The organism is Cupriavidus sp. CP313 (genome assembly GCF_054072015.1).
In genome coordinates, this window is sequence record NZ_JBSVZB010000012.1 from 50,040 (window position 1) to 68,768 (window position 18,729).

Annotated in this window: 19 protein-coding genes; 11 read left to right on the forward strand and 8 right to left on the reverse strand. The window is 63.9% G+C overall.

Going from position 1 to position 18,729, the window contains the following annotated elements:
- Nucleotides 1–33 precede the first annotated feature (33 nt).
- Nucleotides 34–351 (forward strand): hypothetical protein, encoded by a 318-nt coding sequence (locus ACW4E8_RS17750; RefSeq protein ID WP_456805706.1) that lies wholly within the window; start codon nucleotides 34–36, stop codon nucleotides 349–351.
- A 51-nt stretch (nucleotides 352–402) separates the two neighbouring features.
- Here the strand turns inward: ACW4E8_RS17750 and ACW4E8_RS17755 are convergent, their stop codons facing one another.
- On the reverse strand, nucleotides 403–1,959 hold the full coding sequence (locus ACW4E8_RS17755) for a winged helix-turn-helix domain-containing tetratricopeptide repeat protein (RefSeq protein WP_456805707.1): 1,557 nt from the start codon (nucleotides 1,957–1,959) through the stop codon (nucleotides 403–405).
- 169 nt (nucleotides 1,960–2,128) lie between these two features.
- On the opposite strand from ACW4E8_RS17755, the gene ACW4E8_RS17760 reads away from it, so the two are divergent.
- Nucleotides 2,129–2,878, forward strand: a complete 750-nt coding sequence (locus ACW4E8_RS17760; RefSeq protein WP_456805708.1) for an alpha/beta hydrolase — start codon at nucleotides 2,129–2,131, stop codon at nucleotides 2,876–2,878.
- Nucleotides 2,879–2,942: 64 nt separating this feature from the next.
- Nucleotides 2,943–3,728, forward strand: a complete 786-nt coding sequence (locus ACW4E8_RS17765) for an alpha/beta fold hydrolase (protein WP_456805709.1) — start codon at nucleotides 2,943–2,945, stop codon at nucleotides 3,726–3,728.
- 212 nt (nucleotides 3,729–3,940) lie between these two features.
- Here the strand turns inward: ACW4E8_RS17765 and ACW4E8_RS17770 are convergent, their stop codons facing one another.
- The 4 genes from ACW4E8_RS17770 to ACW4E8_RS17785 form a co-directional block, all read right to left on the reverse strand.
- Complete coding sequence (locus tag ACW4E8_RS17770) at nucleotides 3,941–4,738, reverse strand: anti-sigma factor family protein (RefSeq protein WP_456805710.1); 798 nt, start codon at nucleotides 4,736–4,738, stop codon at nucleotides 3,941–3,943.
- A complete protein-coding gene (locus tag ACW4E8_RS17775) occupies nucleotides 4,735–5,256 on the reverse strand; it encodes an RNA polymerase sigma factor (protein WP_456805820.1) in 522 nt (173 codons plus the stop codon). Before ACW4E8_RS17775 ends, ACW4E8_RS17770 begins: the two co-directional genes overlap by 4 nt.
- A gap of 103 nt (nucleotides 5,257–5,359) precedes the next feature.
- Entirely contained in the window at nucleotides 5,360–6,832 is a 1,473-nt protein-coding gene (locus tag ACW4E8_RS17780; RefSeq protein ID WP_456805711.1) for a YncE family protein, read from the reverse strand.
- Between the two features lie 15 nt (nucleotides 6,833–6,847).
- Entirely contained in the window at nucleotides 6,848–7,303 is a 456-nt protein-coding gene (locus ACW4E8_RS17785) for a DUF305 domain-containing protein (protein ID WP_456805712.1), read from the reverse strand.
- A gap of 266 nt (nucleotides 7,304–7,569) precedes the next feature.
- On the opposite strand from ACW4E8_RS17785, the gene ACW4E8_RS17790 reads away from it, so the two are divergent.
- On the forward strand, nucleotides 7,570–8,235 hold the full coding sequence (locus ACW4E8_RS17790) for a c-type cytochrome (RefSeq protein ID WP_456805713.1): 666 nt from the start codon (nucleotides 7,570–7,572) through the stop codon (nucleotides 8,233–8,235).
- Between the two features lie 120 nt (nucleotides 8,236–8,355).
- On the opposite strand, the gene ACW4E8_RS17795 is transcribed toward ACW4E8_RS17790, so the two are convergent.
- Both ACW4E8_RS17795 and ACW4E8_RS17800 read right to left on the reverse strand, forming a co-directional pair.
- On the reverse strand, nucleotides 8,356–9,249 hold the full coding sequence (locus tag ACW4E8_RS17795; protein WP_456805714.1) for an NAD(P)-dependent oxidoreductase: 894 nt from the start codon (nucleotides 9,247–9,249) through the stop codon (nucleotides 8,356–8,358).
- A gap of 29 nt (nucleotides 9,250–9,278) precedes the next feature.
- A complete protein-coding gene (locus ACW4E8_RS17800) occupies nucleotides 9,279–10,466 on the reverse strand; it encodes an aldo/keto reductase (RefSeq protein ID WP_456805715.1) in 1,188 nt (395 codons plus the stop codon).
- Here ACW4E8_RS17800 and ACW4E8_RS17805 point away from each other — a divergent pair.
- The 7 genes from ACW4E8_RS17805 (at nucleotide 10,453) to ACW4E8_RS17835 (ending at nucleotide 17,867) form a co-directional block, all read left to right on the forward strand.
- Nucleotides 10,453–11,316: a LysR family transcriptional regulator gene (locus ACW4E8_RS17805; protein ID WP_456805716.1), complete on the forward strand. Its 864-nt coding sequence runs from the start codon at nucleotides 10,453–10,455 to the stop codon at nucleotides 11,314–11,316. The two genes, ACW4E8_RS17800 and ACW4E8_RS17805, sit on opposite strands and share 14 nt — an antisense overlap.
- 82 nt (nucleotides 11,317–11,398) lie before the next feature.
- Nucleotides 11,399–12,028, forward strand: coding sequence for a helix-turn-helix transcriptional regulator (locus tag ACW4E8_RS17810; RefSeq protein WP_456805717.1), 630 nt, complete (start codon nucleotides 11,399–11,401; stop codon nucleotides 12,026–12,028).
- Nucleotides 12,018–12,989, forward strand: coding sequence for an ornithine cyclodeaminase family protein (locus tag ACW4E8_RS17815; protein ID WP_456805718.1), 972 nt, complete (start codon nucleotides 12,018–12,020; stop codon nucleotides 12,987–12,989). The genes ACW4E8_RS17810 and ACW4E8_RS17815 overlap by 11 nt, the downstream gene beginning before the upstream one ends.
- Nucleotides 12,990–13,148: 159 nt before the next feature.
- Complete coding sequence (locus ACW4E8_RS17820) at nucleotides 13,149–14,132, forward strand: Bug family tripartite tricarboxylate transporter substrate binding protein (RefSeq protein ID WP_456805719.1); 984 nt, start codon at nucleotides 13,149–13,151, stop codon at nucleotides 14,130–14,132.
- A gap of 14 nt (nucleotides 14,133–14,146) precedes the next feature.
- Nucleotides 14,147–15,703 (forward strand): M81 family metallopeptidase, encoded by a 1,557-nt coding sequence (locus tag ACW4E8_RS17825; protein WP_456805720.1) that lies wholly within the window; start codon nucleotides 14,147–14,149, stop codon nucleotides 15,701–15,703.
- Nucleotides 15,704–15,726: 23 nt separating this feature from the next.
- The gene (locus tag ACW4E8_RS17830; protein ID WP_456805721.1) at nucleotides 15,727–16,863 is read left to right on the forward strand and encodes a DSD1 family PLP-dependent enzyme; all 1,137 of its coding nucleotides are present in this window, start codon (nucleotides 15,727–15,729) and stop codon (nucleotides 16,861–16,863) included.
- A 170-nt stretch (nucleotides 16,864–17,033) separates the two neighbouring features.
- Nucleotides 17,034–17,867, forward strand: coding sequence for a MurR/RpiR family transcriptional regulator (locus ACW4E8_RS17835; protein WP_456805821.1), 834 nt, complete (start codon nucleotides 17,034–17,036; stop codon nucleotides 17,865–17,867).
- On the opposite strand, the gene ACW4E8_RS17840 is transcribed toward ACW4E8_RS17835, so the two are convergent.
- Nucleotides 17,854–18,705, reverse strand: coding sequence for an HAD-IIA family hydrolase (locus ACW4E8_RS17840; RefSeq protein ID WP_456805722.1), 852 nt, complete (start codon nucleotides 18,703–18,705; stop codon nucleotides 17,854–17,856). The two genes, ACW4E8_RS17835 and ACW4E8_RS17840, sit on opposite strands and share 14 nt — an antisense overlap.
- Nucleotides 18,706–18,729 lie beyond the last annotated feature (24 nt).

An 18,729-nucleotide genomic window follows, 5' to 3' on the forward strand; every position in this document is an offset into this window, starting at 1 on the left:
TGCCCGTGCCCGGGCCATTGCAGGAGTTGGCAAATGGAGAAGAAGCCCCCACCTGATGAAAACACAGACCTCCCACGCCGAGGGCACGGGTCCGCTGCGCGAGCGGCGACGACTCCGCCGCGTCAGCAGAGCATGGCTGGCCATCTTATCGAGCTGAGGCCGGGCTTCTTTCTCAACGCCGACCACATTGTCAGCGTGCGGGTGCTGTCGGAAGAGGAAGGCGACGTCTATGCAATCCTGCATCTGTCGAATGGCGACAAGCAGAACCTTACCCGCGGCGAGTTCACCGCCATTACCGGAGAAGAGCCGCGCCCGCCGGCGCGGCTGCCGCAGAAACCACTGGCCGAATAGCGTTGCTGCGCCCGCCCGATGGCCGTCGCGCGACCGGGGCATCGCCCATGTTCAGGGAACAATGTGGGAGCTTGCATGCAATCCAGCCCTATCCAGACCCTTCCCAATGCGCCCCAGATCCTCATTCCTGAAGGGCATACGAGCGATGTTGTCTGCAAATGAGTAGGCCGGGTTGATGGCGATGAGCTCGTCCCAGACGCCGCGCGCTTCGTCGAGATAACCAAGGTTCCCGAGTGCGGCAGCAAGATAAGCCCGGCTCATGTCTGTCTGAGGGACAAGGAGGATGCGCTCCCGCAGGACCGCGATGGCTGTTTCATAGTCGCCGGCAACGATATGGGCCACGCCGAGATGATGCAGGTATCCCTGGGTGTAATGGGGATCGAGCCGCATGGCCCGCTCCAGATCGCGGATGGCAACCCGAGGGTGCCCTGTATAGATGTTCAGCGTTGCCCGCAGGGACAGTGCCGGGGCGAAGTTCGGGTTGAGCGAAAGCGCCTCATCGACTTCGTGAGCCCAACGCCTGAAGTCTTGCCGGTACATCGCGACCAATGCGGCAACGCCATGCGCGAACGGCTCGTCCGGGTCGCGCTCGATCGCCTTGTCTACCAGCGCTTCGGCTTCGGCGAGTGAGCGTTCGGGATCGTCGGTCCAGCGGTTGAAATAGGCATGGGCGAAGGCCATGCCCAGGGCCGCATAGGGGGCCGGATAGTCGGGATCGAGCGCGATCGCCTGCCGGAACAGGTCGCTCGTTCGCTTGAAAACGGCAACATTCTGCGTTGCGCCCCGCTGCATCGCCCGGCCTCGCAGGAAGAACTGGTAGGCTTCCATATGCGTCGTTCCGGCGGACGCCTCGCCGGGCCATAGGGCGACCTCAACCGGGCTTAACGCGGCACTTAGCTCGGCGACGATCTTTCGAGCGACCTCGTCCTGCACCGCGAACATGTCATGGAGTTCCCGGTCGTATCGTTCAGCCCACAAATGGCTGCCGCTTGCCCCATCACTCAATTGCGCGACCACGCGGATGCGGTCGCCGTTCTTCCGGATACTCCCCTCGACGATGTAGCGGACGCCGAGCTCGCTTGCGATGCGCCGCACGTCCATGGACATGCCCTTGTAGGCAAAGCTCGAGCTGCGGGCGATCACTATCAGGCCCGGGCTCTTCGACAACGTTGTAATGATCTCGTCCGCCAGCCCGTCGGCGAAGAAGTCCTGATCGGCATCGTGGCTGAGATTGGCGAACGGGAGGATGGCCAGCGACGGCTTTGGTGAAGACGGGTCGACAGCTTCTTCAGACGTATTAAGAGCGTACTTAAAACAATATCCAATGCGCGGTATGGTGGTGATCCACACTTCGCCATCGGGCGCGACGCCAACCGCCTTTCGCAGCAGGGCAATCTGGACCGAAAGATTGCTCTCCTCGACCACGGTCCCGGGCCAGGCCGCGTCCATGAGTTCGGCCTTGGTGACAATCTCTCCCTGCCGTTTGAGCAGCGCGGCCAGCAACAGAATGCCCCGGCGCCCAACCGCAACGCGCTCCCCCTGCCGCTGCAGCGTCCCGTTATCGAGATTGAGTAAGAACGGACCGAAGGTGAAGCGCTGTCCTTGCATATGACCCTCCATGCTGCAATGCGATTTTGGGAATTATTCGGACATTATTCGGCAGCCCTTCAATACTCCGGCGCTTGCTGTCGCGATACTGCTCCACGCCGCGGTCCCTTTGGTCCGGTCTGGCAGCCGCTGAAAACCGGCCGCCGTACGAACAGGAGAGGCAGACGAAATGACAATCCTATCATCGCCCGCGCCGTCAGTCGCGGGCCAGACGGCCATCGTGCTCGTGCATGGCGGCTTCGTGGATGGCTCCGGCTGGGAAGGCGTTTACAAGGTCCTGAAGCGGGACGGCTACGAGGTCAGCGTGGTTCAGAATGCCACCGAATCGCTCGCCGGCGACGTGGCGGCGACCCTTGCCGCCATTGATGCGCTGGAGAAACCGGTGATCCTGGTCGGCCATTCCTATGGCGGCGTGGTCATCACGGAGGCTGGCAACCATGCCAGGGTGGCGGGACTGGTCTACATCGCAGCGTTCGCACCGGACGCCGGCGAATCCGTCGCGACGCTGATCGCCAAGCCCGCGCCTGGTGCGCCAGTTCCTCCGATTCAGCCGCAGCAGAACGGATTTCTCCTGCTGGACAAGGCGAAATTCGCCGAGGCCTTCGCTGCGGATCTCGACCCTGCCAAGGCGGCCTTCATGGCCGACTCCCAGGTCCCGTGGGGCCCGGAGGCACTGAATGGCGCAGTCACGGTTCCAGCCTGGAAGACGAAGCCGAGCTGGTATCTGGTCGCCAAGGACGATCGGATGATCCCGCCTGACGCTCAGCGCGCCATGTCAATGCGCGCGGGTTCCACCACCGTCGAGCTCGAGGGGAGCCATGCGATCTATGTGTCCCAGCCCGGCGGCGTGGCCGAACTGATCGAGGTGGCCGCCGAAACGGTCACGGCTTCCGGGAACTGCATTCCGCCGTGCGAATGACTTCGGGCAGCCGTATCGCCTGACGAGAACACACTTCCATCACACATTATTGAAGAGGTATCAGATGCGACCCAATTCCTTCTCTTCCTGGCGTCCCCTTCTTGGCATGCTGGGTGCTGCGCTGCTGACCGTCGGCGTCATGACGCCAAGCCCGGCAGCCGCTGAGCGTGTCAACAATGTGGTGCTCGTCCACGGGGGCTTCGTCGACGGTGGTGGCTGGGAAGCCGTTTACAAGCTCATGAAGGCCAAGGGCTACAACGTCAGCGTCGTTCAAAATCCCACGACGTCGCTCGCGGCCGACGTGGCAGCCACCAAAGCGGTGGTGGACGCGCAAGACGGCCCCGTGGTTCTGGTGGGTCATTCGTACGGGGGCGTGGTCATCACGGAGGCCGGCAACGACGCCAAAGTCTCGCGCCTGGTCTACATTGCGGCGTTCGCCCCGGACCAAGGCGAATCCGTTCAAAAACTCATCGCGAATCCCGCTCCTGGCGCTCCGGTTCCGCCAATCCTGCCGCCGGTCAATGGCTTCCTGATGCTGGACAAGGCGAAGTTTGCTGCGGCCTTCGCCGGCGACGTGAAAGCTGAACGGGCCGCCTTCCTGGCGAACGCACAAGTGCCATGGGGCGTGGAAGCGCTGGCGGGTGAAGTCACCTCCCCTGCCTGGCGTGCGAAGCCGAGCTGGTACCTGGTCGCCAAGAACGACAAGATGATTCCACCGGACGCCCAGCGCGCGATGTCCAAGCGTGCCGGCGCCACGGTAGTGGAATCTCCGGGCAGCCATGCCGTGTATGAGTCGAAGCCAGCTGCCGTTGCGGCGCTCATCGAGAAGGCCGCCACATCGAAGAACTAAGCGCCTGCCAGGCGCGTCATGCAAAGCGCATGACGCCCTTCGAGCTCAGGCTTGAAGGGCGTTTTGCCTGGTGGGTCCGATCGCTCCCTCACGAAAGCAGGTTCCCGCTCATTCTGATCGGCGTCTGCGCGAAAACATGCAGGCGACAGAATGTGTCCTGACGAATGCGGACGATTCGCGCTACCTTGCGCGCAATATTCCCATTCGCCTTCTCAGGTAGGCGCCGCCTTTGCGGCCTGTTGGTCAATCTGCCGCCGCATTTCATCGGCCAGTGGATGCAGCCCGCTGGTGGAAGCGGATGCGACCAGGCTGTAGCCCAGCCCTTGGTCTGCCCATGAGTATCCCGCAACGCCGGCCTGTTCGTGCGCCTTCATGGGCATGTCCCGTTCGACCTGCATGGGGCGCACCAGCATGGCCAGTCGCGTCCCGTGTCCGTCGTCATACATGAAGAGGCCGGCCGGCCCATGCTCAGTTGCCACCAGGCGCCCACCCATGTAGTGATAGCCAGCCTTACTGAGATCCGGCAGGGAGACCGGACGCCGCAGGCGCGTGGATACCCAACTGACCAGCGCAGCGCTGTCATCCGCGCTAAGCTCCACTGGCCGGGTAGTGTCAGAGGCGAAGACCTGGTAACTGGCCGTGGCTTCGCGCGCGAGGGCAGCGATGCCGCCGGGCGCTGGCTCGGTTGCACCGCGCCCGATCCAGCCGCCCACGCCGCCTATGCAGAGGGCGACAAGGACGGAAGCTGCCATTCGCCAGGGGCCGCCGGACCGTGTGCGGCGAGCCTCGAGCATGTGGCGCAAGTTCAGTTCCGGCGGGATGGGCTCGTGGACGATCGGGGCAAGCGACGCACGCAATTGTTCGCGCTGCGCGATATAGCCCTCGATGCGACCAGCGACGTCCGGATGATGGCGCATGTAGACTTCGATCTCGCGTCGACGTGTGTCGTCCAGAGCGTTGTCCACATAGGCCTGCAGGTCTTCTTCCTGCACGGGCCGATTCTCGCTCATTTGACCCTCCGCAATACTGACATAGGGGCTGCCGCTGGCACACCGGCAGCCATGATTCTCAGAAGCTTTTCCCGCGCGCGCGACAGGCGCGACATCACGGTGCCAATGGGGATGTCCAGCACGCGGGCAGCATCCGCGTACGACATGTCTTCTACCGAGACCAGCAACAGGACGCTACGCTGCTCCGCAGGAAGGGCGTCGAGCGCGCTCATGAGGTCACGGTAGTGCAGCGCGTCCTCCTGAGTGGCGCGCGCGACCATCTGGGATTCGGCCACGTCGTCAATGGCGACGTGCATGCCCTGGGTGCCGGCATGCTTGCGCAAGGCAGTCATTGCCAGATTGTGCAGGATGGCAAAGACCCAACTACGCGTGTCATCGTTGTTGCGGCGGCTGTTCCAGTAGGTGATGACTCTCTCCAGGCAGTCCTGCACCAAATCATCGGCGGCGGTCGTGTCGCGCAACAGTGCGCGCGCATAGCGGCGCAGCGCCGGGATCATCGGCTCGACTTGGAGCAACATGTCCTTCACTGCGATGTCCTTTTCCGTTACGTGTAGCCAACGGGTGGCAATACGGCGTCCGCGCATCATACCTTCGCAGCCTGCCGCGCGGACGGTCCATCGATTACAACGCCTGCACCTGGACGGGGGCCGCGGGCTTGCCGTTCTCAGACGGGGCGATGACCAGGTAGCGCCGCGATTCGGCGCTCGCAACCCCTTGTACGATCTGCCGGATGGGGCCGATCGCATTGACGATGGCCGAGCCCGCCGGGTTCGTCATGAAGGTGGCGAGAGGCTCCAACGTGCTGGCACCGTCGGACCGGCTGCTTAGCGCGAGCACATAAGGTTGTTTAGGTTGCAGCCCGCTAGCGGACGCCTGTAGCACCTGGAGCAAGCCCTGATCAAACAGCGTAACACTCGTTGGAGGGTTGTCTGTGACCACTGGCTTGCCATCGGCAACATGCACCAGCTTCAACTGTGTGGTTTGTCCCGCCACACCCAGCGGCTGAAGACCTTGGGTCCCCGTCCCTTCGGGAACAGCATTGGGAACATAGGCAATGGCTTGTGGTGCTTGACCTATCGGTACATTGGCAATCACCTTGTTGGTGGCTGTGTCAATGGCGGCAAGGTTGTCCGCATTCTCAAGACCGACGTAAACACGGGTCCCGTCGCCGGAGGGCCAGACTCCATGTGGCAGGCTTCCTACAGGGATGGTCGCGACCTGCGAAAAATCATCCGTACGGAAGACCTTGACCTGATTTAAGCCTCCGACAGTGATGTAAGCAAACGTGCCCGCTGCCGTGTGCGCAAAGTTCACATGGTTGGTAATAGGGCCGGTTTCGAGGGTCTTGATCAGGCGGAACGGGGGCCGGGCTTCGAAAACCTGGGCCTTGCCGATGTCCTTAAGGGTGAACCATACCTGTTTGCCGTCAGGCGTGGCAGCGATATTGGGACAGAAGGGGCTTTCCTGCTTCACAAGGCCCACGACCTTGTGGTCGGCGACGGTCACGACGGATGTTTCCGGGTTGAACGACGAACAGATGTAGCCGTACTTGCCATCTGGCGAGAAGATCTGCATGCCTGGACCCGCGGCAACAGTGATGCGAGTCTTCTCCTCAAAGGTCTTGGCGTCAATGACGGAAATGTAGTTCTCGCCGCGAACCGTTACCCAGACTTCCTTGCCATCCGGGGTGTAGAACGCCTCATGGGGCGAGCGCCCCACATAGGTCACATGCTTGACGGCATTACTGGCCGTGTCGATGAAGGAAACTGAGTTGGACCCGATGGACACAACCGCCAGAGTCCGGTGGTCGGGCGAAAAGCCCATACCATGGACGAGGACCTGGCCGCGGTACAGCGGGCTGAAATTGCCCGGCGCGGGGTCGCCCAGCCGGATGACGCCCAGGAGCTTGTTGTCAGCCGGATCCGTGACCGAAACAGTATTTGAGAATTGCTCGGCAGCATAGATGCGGTCCCGGTGGCTGACGGGCACATCCGGGGCGCTTAATGCGCCTGGCGCTTGCCCGGCGAACGTTGGCCCGGCCACGCCGAGAAGGAGCGTGAGGTACAGGGCATTTCTGAAAGGGTTTCGATTCATGGCTTGGCCTTGCTGTCAGTGCGTGTGCGCGGAATGGTCGTGGGAGACCGGTTGCGGGAGGGATTGACTGGAGCCAGTTGCCTGAGTAGGCGCCGGCTCGGAAGGAGGGAGTGGCTGCCCGAGCGCGAGGCGCATCGCAGCGATTTCTTGCAGTTGCTCTATGACGATTTCCTGCGCAATGCGTCTGAGTTGCACATTTTTCCCGTAGCGCAGTTCAGACATTGCCATGTCGATTGCACCCTGGTGGTGCGGGATCATCATGGCCGCGAAATCTTCGTCAATGTTCCCGCCAGGCTTGACAGCCATGCCATCCATCATCTTTGTCATGGCGGCATTGTTCTCAGCCATGAACTTCTCTTCGTCTGACCCGGCTTGCGTCGCGGCAGCAACCGATATGGACAGTGGCGCCATCAACGCCAGGGCGCCCCAGGCAAGCGCCCGCAATCGGCATGAGCGGTGGAAGATCGTCATTTTTTCCTCGTCGTCGAGAGCCCAAAAATGAGGGCCGTTGCAAGGTAGACGAGTCGGGGCCACTGCTTATTCCGGCCCGGATGAAATTTTCTTCGTGACTTGAGGAGTGGAACTTCCGACGCTCGGCCGAGACGGCCACGCCTGACCGCATTTGGCATGACAATTTCGTAATTGTCTCAGCGCTCATTTGTCAGTATTGCTCCTGCATAGTCGTGCCGAATCATTGTTCTGACAACGCTTACGACCGCCATATCGGGAGGATGCACATGACCGGCCACTACCCTCCCAGCCCGGGACGCAGCCGCTTGCGGCTTGGTTTGCTAGCGCTCATCGCAGTTTCCGGCGTCTGTCATGCGCAATCCGCAGTCACAGCGACCGATCCCGCACTCAGTACGCCAGCGCCCTCCCTTGCCAGTTGTGTTTCGTGCCATGGCGTCTTAGGAGCCGGTACGGCAACTGGCGCACCTAGGCTTGCGGGAATGAATCCGGACTATCTTGCGCATGCACTGTCCATGTTCAAGGCAGGAACCCGTGCGAGTGCTGTCATGCAAAGCGTTGCGCACGACCTCTCCGACGGCGAGATACGCAGCCTCGCGGTGTTCTTTTCAGCCCAGCATCCTCCGCGTGTCGAGGGTGCACACCCTCCTCCGCCCGCTCTGGTGATGGCCGGAAAGCGACTGGCCGAGCTGGGAGCCGCTCCGGACGTTCCCGCTTGCTTCACCTGCCATGCGGCCAATGGAAAAGGCAACGGCGCGCGCTACCCTGGCATTGCCGGTGAACCGGCGGCATTTATCATCAACCGGCTCCATGAGTTCCAGGCCCGCGCGAAGGCAGGAACCCCAGTGCCGGGGACAATGACGGCCGTGGCGGCCACGCTGAACGAGCGGCAGATTGAAGAGGCTGCGGCTTACCTGTCGGTGATTGATCCGTGAGGCGACGGGCGCGCGTCAGAGGCATCGGCCGGCCAGCATCGGGAGGCTCCTTCCACATGTGGTGGAAGGAGCCTCCCACACCCCTTGCAAATCACGCATGACAGACTCGCCTTACGGACGCTAAGCGTGCTTGCGCATCCCGGCTTCGGTCAACGAGCAAAGTGCCACGGCAGACCAGTCGTGCTCAGCACCAATGCCTTGCGCGCGTACGGCGAGAAAGCGATCGCGAACCAGGCTGGCAAGCGGCAACGGAACCCCGAGCGCCTCGGCAGCCGCCAGCATCAGCCGATTGTCCTTCTGGCCCAGCGGCAGCGCAAAGCCCGCCGGCTGGAAGCGCTGCGAGGCGATCATCGGGCCATAGATCTTGTACGGCGGCGCGTTGAAGTTCGCGTTCGTCAGCAGCCCGACCAGGTGCTCCGGGTCGATCCCTGCCTTGCCCGCCACCGCGCAGGCTTCGCCCAGGGTCTCGATGATCACCGACAGCATGAAATTGCCGATCAGCTTCACGAGGTTGGCCTGCGAAGGGTCTGCGCCAACGATACCGACGGACTGCCCAAGATGTTCCAGCAGCGGCACGGCGACTTTCAGATGCTCGTCAGCGCCTGCGGCCATGATGAAGAGCTTGCGCGCGGTGGCGGCGTCGGGCCGGCCGAACACAGTCGCCGAGACAAAGCCAGAACCGGCCACACGGTGCCGGACGGTGAGATCCTGCGCCGTTTCCACGCCGATCGTGCTGAGCGAGATATGCAGCGCGCCCGGCTTGAGGCCGGCGAGGATCCCCGCCTCGCCAAGCGTGACCGCAATCAGGGCGGTGTCATCGGCCACCATCGAAAAGACAACGTCGGACTGATCCGCAGCCTGCGCGGGACTTGCCGCGACCGTGGCCCCTGCCTTGCGCAGGGGCTCGGTACGCCCGGGATTGCGGTTGAAGACTTGCACCTTGAACCCTGACTCGACAAGGTTCATGGCCATGGCTGCGCCCATCGCGCCAAGGCCGATAAATCCGATCTGCATGATGAATCTCCTGATGTTGAACGGCCGTGCTACCGCAGCGACGGCGCCATGAATTCCGGGCCGACCGGATCGGTCACATGCTGTGCGAGCAACGCGTCGATGTCGGCCATGTCCTGTGCGCTCAGCTTCCATCCGAATGCGTCGCCGATGCCGCGTAGCTGGTCGGGGCGGCGCGCGCCCCACAGCGCAATCGTCGGTCCCTGGTCGAGGATCCAGCGGATCGCCAGCGCCAGCACCGATTTGCCATGGCGCTCGCGAGCAAGACCTGCGAGCGCATCGACCGCCGCCAGGTACTGCGCGAAACGCGGCTGCCGGAACTTGGGGTCCGCATTGCGCAGGTCATCGCCGTCGAATGTGGTGGACGCGTTCATCCGCCCGGACAGCAGGCCGCGGCAGAGCGCACCGTAAGCCAGCACGGCAAGGCCTTGCTCGCGCGCGTATGGCAGTACGTCAGCCTCGATCGCGCGCTCGAACAGGTTGTAAGGGGGCTGGACTGCCGCGAGTTGTGTTGCCACAGAGAACGCGTCCATCTGCCGGGGAGAATAGTTGCTGACGCCGACAGCCAGGATCTTTCCTTCGGCGCGAAGCTTCTCCAGTTCGGCCGCGGTGTCTTCGAACGGCACCAGCGTGTCCGGCCAGTGCACCTGGTACAGGTCGATGTAATCAGTGCGCAAGCGGCGCAGTGAATCCTCGATTTCCTGCCGGATGCGCGCCGGGGTGGCGTTGCGCCGCACGCCGCCATCGCCCCATTCGAGCGCAACCTTGGTCGCGATCACCGCTTGCTGGCGCATGCCATCAAGCGCCTTGCCGACCACTTCCTCTGAATGGCCGAAGCCATACACCGGTGCGGTGTCGATCAGATTGATGCCTTGGTCGAGCGCGCTGTGGATCGTCGCCACGGAGGCGGTGTCGTCGGTTCCGCCCCACATCCAGCCGCCTATCGCCCATGTGCCCAGCGCAATGCGCGATACCGCAACCGGGATGCCTTCAATTCGTATCGTCTCGACATTCATACTCAATGACTCCAATAGATGGTTGCCTGCGAGCGTTGGACTGCGCGTTGGGACTGCGCTCGGCCACCGCACGAAGCGCGTACAATCTAGCTCATATATCGTTGAGCTGAATTCAACGAACCGTTGAGGCAAGCCACACCACCTCTCTGCCATGCCCGCCTTCACCCGCACCGAGCTTGCCGATCTCAATGTGTTCGTCACCATCTGCCGCCGCCGCAGCTTCCGGCAAGCGGCCGTCGAACTGGGGGTGTCGACCTCGGCGCTAAGCCACGCCATGCGCAATCTCGAAGCGCGGCTGGGCGTGAAGCTGCTCAATCGCACCAGTCGCTCGGTGGTGCCGACCGCGGCCGGCAGCGCGCTGGCGGAACAGCTGGACAAAGGCTTTGAGACCATCGGCACGGCCATCGATCAGCTCGATCGCTACCGCACATCGCCGGTCGGCCGCCTGCGTATCAACGTGCCGCGCGATGCATCGCGCCTGCTGATCGGCCCGATCCTGCCGGCATTCATCGAGGCGTACCCGGAGATCCAGCTCGACATCACCGTCGACGATCGCCTGATCGACATCGTTGCCGACGGCTACGACGCCGGCATCCGCTACGGCGACACGGTCGCAGGCGACATGATCGCCGTGCCGCTGACGCCACCGTTGCGCTGGGTGATCGTGGGGTCTCCCGCATACCTCGCGCGGTGTGGGCGGCCGACGAAGCCAGACGACCTGATGCGCCACGCGTGCATCCGCATCCGCATCGGCGACAACTCGCTGTATCGGTGGGAGCTGGGCAACGGACGCCGCGCACTCGAACTCGACGTACCTGGCCCGGTAAGCGCCAACGAGACGGACACTGCCGTCGATGCCGCGCTGAACGGCGTCGGGCTTGCGTACTGCCTCGAACGTCGCGTGGCCGACGACATCGCTGCGGGCCGCCTTGAAGTGGTCCTGCCGAAATGGGCGGTCACCGGTCCGCCGATGGTGATGTACTACCCCAGCCGACGGCAGACGCTGCCCGGCCTGCGGCAACTGATCGATATGATCCGCTCGGCCAACACCTGACCGGCGACGGGCGCATGCGCGCTCCATAACACGCTGGATTTTCCCCCTTGACTCTTCGTCTAGTTCTGGATAATCTGTCCATATGACGAAGCGAACCAAGGAGCAGCAGGCGCTGCTCGATCAACTCAAGCAAGTGGCGCAGGGCCTCGGCGAGACCCTGGCGCCGTTTTGCGAGGTCGTTGTCCACGACCTCCTGGATCCCAAGCACGCCATCCTGGCCATCCATAACAACCTGTCGGGTCGCCAGCCTGGCGACCCGGCCACGGAACTCGGCCTGGCCCGCATCGCCGATCCGCAATACCAGCAAGTCATCGCCAACTATGCGAACCAGTTCGCCGATGGCCGCCAGGCCAAGAGCACATCGATCGGCGTCAAGGATTCCAGCGGGCAATACATCGCGGCCCTGTGCCTGAATGTGGATCTCTCCCTGTTTCGTGGTTTGCAGACCATGCTGGGACAGTTCGGCACGGTCGGCGCGGCCGCAGGAGTTACCGAGTCGCTCGATCCGGTCGGCGCGGATGCCATCCGGGATCGCATTGACCAGTTTGCGGCGCGGCTCGCCACCACCCCCCGTTCGCTCAAGGCGACGGACCGGCGTGCGCTGATACGCGAGCTCAAGGAATCGGGTTGCATGGAGGTGCGCCGGGCCATGGAGGTCGTGGCGATGCATCTGGGTGTATCGCGAGCAACGGTGTACAGCGATGCCAAGTGACGCGCGCCTGCTGCTGCTCGACAAGGACGAGGTGCAGTCCTTGCTACTGCCCGACGACGTCCTGCAAGCCGTGCGCGAGGCCTTCGTGCTGCATAGCCAGGGTGAGGGCCGCGTTTTCCCGGTGGTGCGCGAGCCCCTGGTAACCGGCGGCGTCTTCGGCATCAAGTCGGGAGATGTGCAGGCACAAGGCTTGCTGGGCTTCAAGGCCGCGGGATTCTGGCCCAACAACCGTCAGCTTGGCGGTGAGCCGCACCAGGCCACCATCATGCTGATCGATCCCGCTACCGGGCGGCCCGTCTGCCTGCTGGACGGCAATGCGGTCACGACCATGCGCACCGGCGCCGCGGGTGGCCTGGGGCTGCAGCAGCTCGCACGGGCGGACAGTACCCGCGTGTGCGTGTTCGGCACCGGTGTCCAGGCGCGCGTGCAGCTCAGCTTCGCGCTGCGATTGTTGCCAGCACTTGGCGAGGTCCGCTATGCCACGGTGGACGGCAAGCGCGACGCTGCTTTCGAGGCGCAGTTCGCGCACCGTTGCAACATCTCGCCTGCGCCCGACCGCAATGTCGCCGTGTCGGAGAGCGACATCGTGATCACTGCCACGCCAGGAGCAGGCGCCTTGTTCGACACGCAGGCGGTGCGGCCAGGTACACACCTGAATTGCGTCGGCGCCGACACCAAAGGCAAGCGCGAGCTGCCCGAGGGCCTGCTGCAGCGGGTACGCCTGTTTGTCGACGACCAGGCACAGGCACGCCAAATTGGTGAAACCCAATGGGCCTCCGATACGCCGTGCATCGAACTGGGCGATCTGCTGACGGGAAAGGTCCGTGTGGACCGGCAACCGACGGACATCACGGTATTTGACATGACCGGTCTCGCCCTGCAGGACCTGACCGTCGCCCGCCTGCTCCATCAGCGGGCCGGCGCGACCGGCGTAGGTTCCAGCATCCCGTGGTCGTGGTAACGCTTTAATCGATGTTTGCACCATGTAGGAGCCGCTTGCTTTTCACGATGTCACCGTAGCCGCCGCGCGGCTTCGGCGCCTTGCCCGCGGCACGCCAGTGATGCGCTACCGGACGGTCAAGGACCTCAATTCCTTCCCTTTTTGTCCGGAGTTGGTTTCATGCGCCTCATCCCTGCCCTCACAGCGCTCGCATTGAGTGCTGCCTGTAGCTTCGCTTCCTCCGCCCAGGCGGCCGACAACCCGTGGCCCCAAAAGCCGGTTACCGTTATCGTTGCCTCCGCTGCCGGCGGCTCGGCCGACGTATTGACCCGCGTAGTGCTGACGCACCTTGCCAGGGAAACCCACGCCAACTTTGTTGTTGACAACCGCCCCGGCGCCGCCGGCAACATCGGCATGGCGCAGGTCAAGCGCGCTGAGCCGGATGGGTACACGCTGGGCTATGGCAACATCAACACCCTCGCCATCAATCCGGCGCTGTTCAGCAAGCTTCCCTACGATGTGCGGCAGGACTTTGTGCCTGTGGGCCGCATGTTCTCGATCTATAACTTGCTCGTGGTCCGTGCCGATTCCCCAGTCAAGAACGTGGCCGAGTTGCTTGCACTGGCCAGGAAATCCCCGGGCAAGCTGTCGTACGCCGCTGCGGGCACTGGCAGCAGCGGCCACATGGGCGGCGAGTTGCTCAAGAAGATGGCCGGCATCGACGTGTTGTTCATTCCATACAACGGAGACCCGGCGTCCCTGACCGATCTCGCCGGTGGCCGGCTCGATTACACCATTACCAATGCGTCGGTGGCATGGCCACTGGTCAAGAGCGGGAAGCTGCGCGCGCTGGCGATCACCAGCCGCGAGCGCGTCGCGCTGTATCCCGAAGTGCCGACGCTCAACGAGTCAGGCCTGAAGGGCTATGAAAATGTCTCGTGGGGCGGCCTGGTGTTTCCCAAGGGCACGCCGCAGCCGATCGTCGACAAGCTCAGCACGGCGTTGGAAAAGGTGCTGAAGACCGATAGCCTGCGCCAGGATCTGGCCAATGCCAACGCCGTCGCAGCCACCGGCAACCGCGCAGAGTTCATCCGCTTCATCGCCAGCGAGCAGAAGAAATGGGCCGACCTGGTGGAAGCCGCGAAGATCCCCAAGCAGAACTGAGCTTTCCGCCGACCATGTCCAATCCCCGCATTGCGATTCTCGGCTTTGCCATTGAATCCAACCGTTTTGCTCCAGTGTCCACGCGCGCCGACTTCGTGTCGCGGGCTTATCTTGCCGGCGATGCGCTGCTGTCGGATGCCCGCGCCCCCGCGCCAGCCATGACGCCGGAGATCCCTGCCTTTGTCCGCCGCATGGATGCCGGCGGGCAGTGGAAGCCCGTCCCGATCCTGTTCGCCAATGCAGAGTCGGGTGGCCCGGTCGACCACGCCTTCTTCATGGAGACGCTCGCCATCTTTGAACGGGAGTTGCGCGCCGCGCTGCCGCTCGATGCCGTCTACATCTGCGAGCACGGTGCCGCCATCACCACCGAAGAGGATGATCCCGACGGCCTGGTCTTCGAGATGGTGAGGTCCATCGTCGGACCGTCGGTGCCGGTCGTCGCCACCGTCGACCTGCATGCCAATGTGTCCGATCGCATGGTCGACGCGGTGGATACGCTGATTTCCTATCGCCGCAATCCGCATACCGACATGGCCGAACGCGGCACCGATGCGGCTGACATACTGACCGAGCTGATGCAAGGTGCGCGGTTTTGCGTGGCGCATGTGCGCATGCCGGTTTGCGCGCCCCCCACCCAGCTATTGACCGCGCCCGGTACCGGACCGTACGCCGACATGATCGCGCAAGCGGAGGCGCTGGCCGACCCGCGCATCGTCAATATTTCAGTGGTAGGTGGATTCGCCTTCGGCGACACCCCGAAGAACGGCATGACGGTCATCGTCACGACCCGCGGCGATGTCGATCTCGCGCGGCAGACCGCCCAGGATCTGGTAACCCCAGCGTGGATAGGCCGCGCCGCCTTCACGCCCGAGTTGACATCCCTCGACGAGGGGGTCGCGCTGGCCAAGGCCGCTGGCGAGGACCACGCGCTCCCGCCCGTATTGCTGGCCGATGTCGCAGACAACCCCGGCGGCGGCGGGCGCGGCAATACCCCTTTCCTGCTGCAGGCGCTATTGCGCGCCGGCGTGCGCGATGCCGTGCTCGGTGTGATCACGGACCCTCAGCTCAGCGCGCAGGCCCATGCCCTCGGCGTGGGCGCTGAGTTTACCGCCCACTTCAACCGCGGCGAAAGCACCGCGTACTCCGACGCCTTCAGCGCCCCCGCCACGGTACTACGCCTGCACTCGGGCCAAGGCGTGGGGCGACGGGGGCAGTTGGCCGGGTGCAGCTTTAACCTGGGCCCGTCGGCGCTGCTGCGCGTGGGGGGCGTGCAGGTGGTGGTGATCACCAACCGCCATCAATGCCACGAGCCCGCATTCTTCGAGATGTTTGGCATCGATATCGCCGCAGCCCGCACGGTGGTGGTGAAATCGCGTGGCCATTTCCGCGCGGCGTTCGATCAGTTCTTTGGCCCCGAGCAGATTTTCAGCGTCGATGCCCCGGGGCTGACATCGCCAGTGTTGTCCCGCTTCGACTTCAAACGCCTGCCCCGCCCGGTGGTCCCGCTCGATGCCATGACCAGCTGGACGCCGCACATCCGTCTGATGCGCAAGCACAGCGCGGTCCAATGAACCCATTGCCGATCCGGCCTGACATGTCCACATCCCTCGACTCCCTCGATACCCCGGCGGCCGTTATCGATCTGGCGCGCATGCAACGCAACATCGACCGGATGCAGCAGCGCATGAACGCGTTGGGCGTGCGCTTCCGCCCACACGTCAAGACTTCCAAATGCACGCCGGTCGTGCGCGCCCAGCTTGCAGCCGGCGCGCAAGGCATTACGGTGTCCACGCTGAAAGAAGCCGAATACTTCTTCGCTGAAGGCATCACCGACATCGTCTATGCCGTCGGCATCGCGGCGCATCGGCTGCCGCAGGCGCTGGCGTTGCGGCGGCGCGGGTGCGACCTGAAAGTGCTGACCGACAGCGTCGCTTCGGCGCAGGCGATTGCGGCGTACGGCCACGCCAACGGCGAGGCGTTCGATGTGCTGATCGAAATCGACACGGACGGCCACCGCTCGGGGATCCGACCCGGCGATCCCGCGCTGCTGGACGTCGGCCGTGCGCTGCACGACGGCGGCATGCGACTGGCGGGCGTGCTGACCCACGCCGGCTCGAGCTACGAACTGGACACGCCCGAGGCACTGAGCGCGCTGGCCGAGCAGGAACGCGCCGGGTGCGTGGGCGCCGCTGAGCGCCTGCGCGCCGCGGGCCTGCCCTGCCCCGTGGTCAGCATCGGCTCCACCCCTACGGCGCTTGCCGCCGTGCATCTCGATGGTGTCACCGAAGTACGCGCCGGCGTCTATGTGCTCTTCGACCTGGTGATGCATAACGTCGGCGTCTGCACCACCGACGACATCGCGCTGAGCGTGCTGACCACGGTGATCGGCCATCAGGTCGACAAAGGCTGGGCGATCGTGGACGCGGGCTGGATGGCGATGAGCCGCGATCGCGGCACCCAGAAGCAGCAGCGGGACTATGGCTATGGTCAGGTCTGCACCCTGGACGGCACGGTGCTCCCCGGGTACATGCTGAGCCAGGCCAACCAGGAGCATGGGATCGTGTCATGCGAGTCCGCGCCGGACCTGGACATTGTCGAGCGCTTCCCTCTCGGCACGCGGCTGCGCGTCCTTCCGAACCATGCCTGTGCCACGGGTGCGCAGTTCCCCGAATATCGGGCGCTCTCCGGTGACGGCCAGTTGGCGACCTGGGAGCGCTTCCATGGCTGGTGAGGCGAGCCAGTACTCACGCATGGGTCTGCCGGAAGCGTTCGGCGTTCTTCTACAATGGCGAGCATGTGTCCGCAGCAGCGGACGTCCAGTGAAGAAGATCCATGCCAGCAGACAAGAAGAAAGGCCCCAGGAAGCCCCCGGCCAGCGCGCCGCAGAACGCGCTGAGCGCCATCGTGACGCGTATCGCCAGCATCCGCGACACGCTGGGTGCCACCGGGCAGCGCATTGTGGATTTTATCGCCAGCCATCCCGAGGAGGTGGTCCATATGTCGGTCAGCGAAGTGGCCGATCGCACCGGCGCCAGTGAAGGGAGCGTGGTCGGCGTATGCAAGACGCTCGGCGCGACAGGCTTTCAGCAGCTGAAGATCGCGCTCGCGCAGGAAATCGTGCGGCCGGTACAGCTGATCCACGAAGACCTGGAGCCCGGCGACAAGGCGGCGACCGTCGTGCGCAAGATCTTCCAGAGCAATGTGCAGGCCCTGCAGGAGACCGAGTCGACCCTCGATGTCGGCGCGCTGGAGCGCGCGGTGCGCATCCTGAAGAAGGCCAAGCGCATCGAGATCTACGGCATCGGCAGCGCAGCCCCGATCGCGGAGGATGCGCATTACCGCATGCTCCGTATCGGCCTGAACGCCAAAGCCGTGGTCGATTCGCATGTGCAGGTGATCAGCGCCGCGCTGACCGGGCCGGAGGTCGCGGTATTGACCATTTCCCATTCCGGCAGCACGCACGAGACCGTAACGGCGACGCGGCTGGCCAAGGAAGCCGGCGCGCACACGATCTGCATTACCAACTTTGGCAAATCGCCGATCCAGGCCTTTTCCGATGTGGTGCTGCTGACCATGGCTCGGGAAACCCAGTTCCGCACGGAGGCAATGACGAGCCGCCTGGCACAGCTGGCGATCATCGATGTGTTGATCGCCTGCCTGTCCCTGGCCGACTACGAGCGCGCGGTCAAGACGATTCGCCACACCTTCGAGATACTGTCGCTCAAACGCTATTGAGCTTGAAGTGCAGAGCCTTGCGGCCGGAACACCATGTGTTCAGCAGCTGCGCCGGGGTCTCCGCCTCAGCACCAGGCCCCGTGCCAAGGAGCAGAAATGACATTCCCAGCGCGATGGCGCCCACGGCATCGGTCACCGGATTGTCGCCGATCATCAGTGCCTGCGCCGGACTTGCCTGCAAGCGCCGCAGTCCCTCCCTGAATAGGCCGGCAGAAGGCTTGCCGATGATGCACTCAGGCCGCACCTCGGCACAGGCTGTCAGCGCAGCCAGCAGCGTACCGGTTTCCGGCACACGGGTGCCGTTGTCGCCGGGATGGCTGAGATCGGGATTGGTGACGACCAGCCGGGCGCCGGCGCGCAACACGTTCACCGCCAGCGAAAGCTTGCGGTAGTCGAAGTGCGGGTCCCGCGCGAGCAGCACCACGTCAGGGTCTTGCTCCACCAGCCGGCATCCCATCCGCTTCGCATAGCGGCGCAGTGTGGGGCTGCCCAGCAACAGCATGCGCGCATCGGGAGAGGTGCGCCGCAGCCAGTTCACCGTCATTTCGCCGGCGAGCACCAGCTGCGCCGGCGCCACCGCCAGGCCCATGCGGCGCAGCTTGCGCGACAGGCCCACCGACGTGTCGGTCGAGTTGTTCGACACGATGGCGTAACGGCCCTGCAACGCCTCAAGTAGTGCGGCGGCACCCGGCAATGCCGCCCCGTTGCGGATCAGCGTGCCGTCGAGGTCGAGGATGTAACGCCATGGCGCCGCGCGCCAGGGCGGCAGCTGGGGCTCCGGAATGCCGACAACCTCGGCCGCACGTTGGTCGGAAAGGCTTTGCCTGGTGATCGTCATGCATACATCCACGTGTGTTGAACT

Coding starts and splice junctions, on each gene's coding strand:
- ACW4E8_RS17780 (WP_456805711.1), bottom strand. CDS start 6,832: ATGAATCGAAACCCTTTCAGAAATGCCCTGTACCTCACGCTCCTTCTC.
- ACW4E8_RS17795 (WP_456805714.1), bottom strand. CDS start 9,249: ATGCAGATCGGATTTATCGGCCTTGGCGCGATGGGCGCAGCCATGGCC.
- ACW4E8_RS17770 (WP_456805710.1), bottom strand. CDS start 4,738: ATGAGCGAGAATCGGCCCGTGCAGGAAGAAGACCTGCAGGCCTATGTG.
- ACW4E8_RS17825 (WP_456805720.1), top strand. CDS start 14,147: ATGTCCAATCCCCGCATTGCGATTCTCGGCTTTGCCATTGAATCCAAC.
- ACW4E8_RS17840 (WP_456805722.1), bottom strand. CDS start 18,705: ATGACGATCACCAGGCAAAGCCTTTCCGACCAACGTGCGGCCGAGGTT.
- ACW4E8_RS17820 (WP_456805719.1), top strand. CDS start 13,149: ATGCGCCTCATCCCTGCCCTCACAGCGCTCGCATTGAGTGCTGCCTGT.
- ACW4E8_RS17785 (WP_456805712.1), bottom strand. CDS start 7,303: ATGACGATCTTCCACCGCTCATGCCGATTGCGGGCGCTTGCCTGGGGC.
- ACW4E8_RS17800 (WP_456805715.1), bottom strand. CDS start 10,466: ATGGTGACGAACACATTGAGATCGGCAAGCTCGGTGCGGGTGAAGGCG.
- ACW4E8_RS17760 (WP_456805708.1), top strand. CDS start 2,129: ATGACAATCCTATCATCGCCCGCGCCGTCAGTCGCGGGCCAGACGGCC.
- ACW4E8_RS17775 (WP_456805820.1), bottom strand. CDS start 5,256: ATGTTGCTCCAAGTCGAGCCGATGATCCCGGCGCTGCGCCGCTATGCG.
- ACW4E8_RS17750 (WP_456805706.1), top strand. CDS start 34: ATGGAGAAGAAGCCCCCACCTGATGAAAACACAGACCTCCCACGCCGA.
- ACW4E8_RS17790 (WP_456805713.1), top strand. CDS start 7,570: ATGACCGGCCACTACCCTCCCAGCCCGGGACGCAGCCGCTTGCGGCTT.
- ACW4E8_RS17755 (WP_456805707.1), bottom strand. CDS start 1,959: ATGCAAGGACAGCGCTTCACCTTCGGTCCGTTCTTACTCAATCTCGAT.
- ACW4E8_RS17810 (WP_456805717.1), top strand. CDS start 11,399: ATGACGAAGCGAACCAAGGAGCAGCAGGCGCTGCTCGATCAACTCAAG.
- ACW4E8_RS17765 (WP_456805709.1), top strand. CDS start 2,943: ATGCGACCCAATTCCTTCTCTTCCTGGCGTCCCCTTCTTGGCATGCTG.
- ACW4E8_RS17815 (WP_456805718.1), top strand. CDS start 12,018: ATGCCAAGTGACGCGCGCCTGCTGCTGCTCGACAAGGACGAGGTGCAG.
- ACW4E8_RS17830 (WP_456805721.1), top strand. CDS start 15,727: ATGTCCACATCCCTCGACTCCCTCGATACCCCGGCGGCCGTTATCGAT.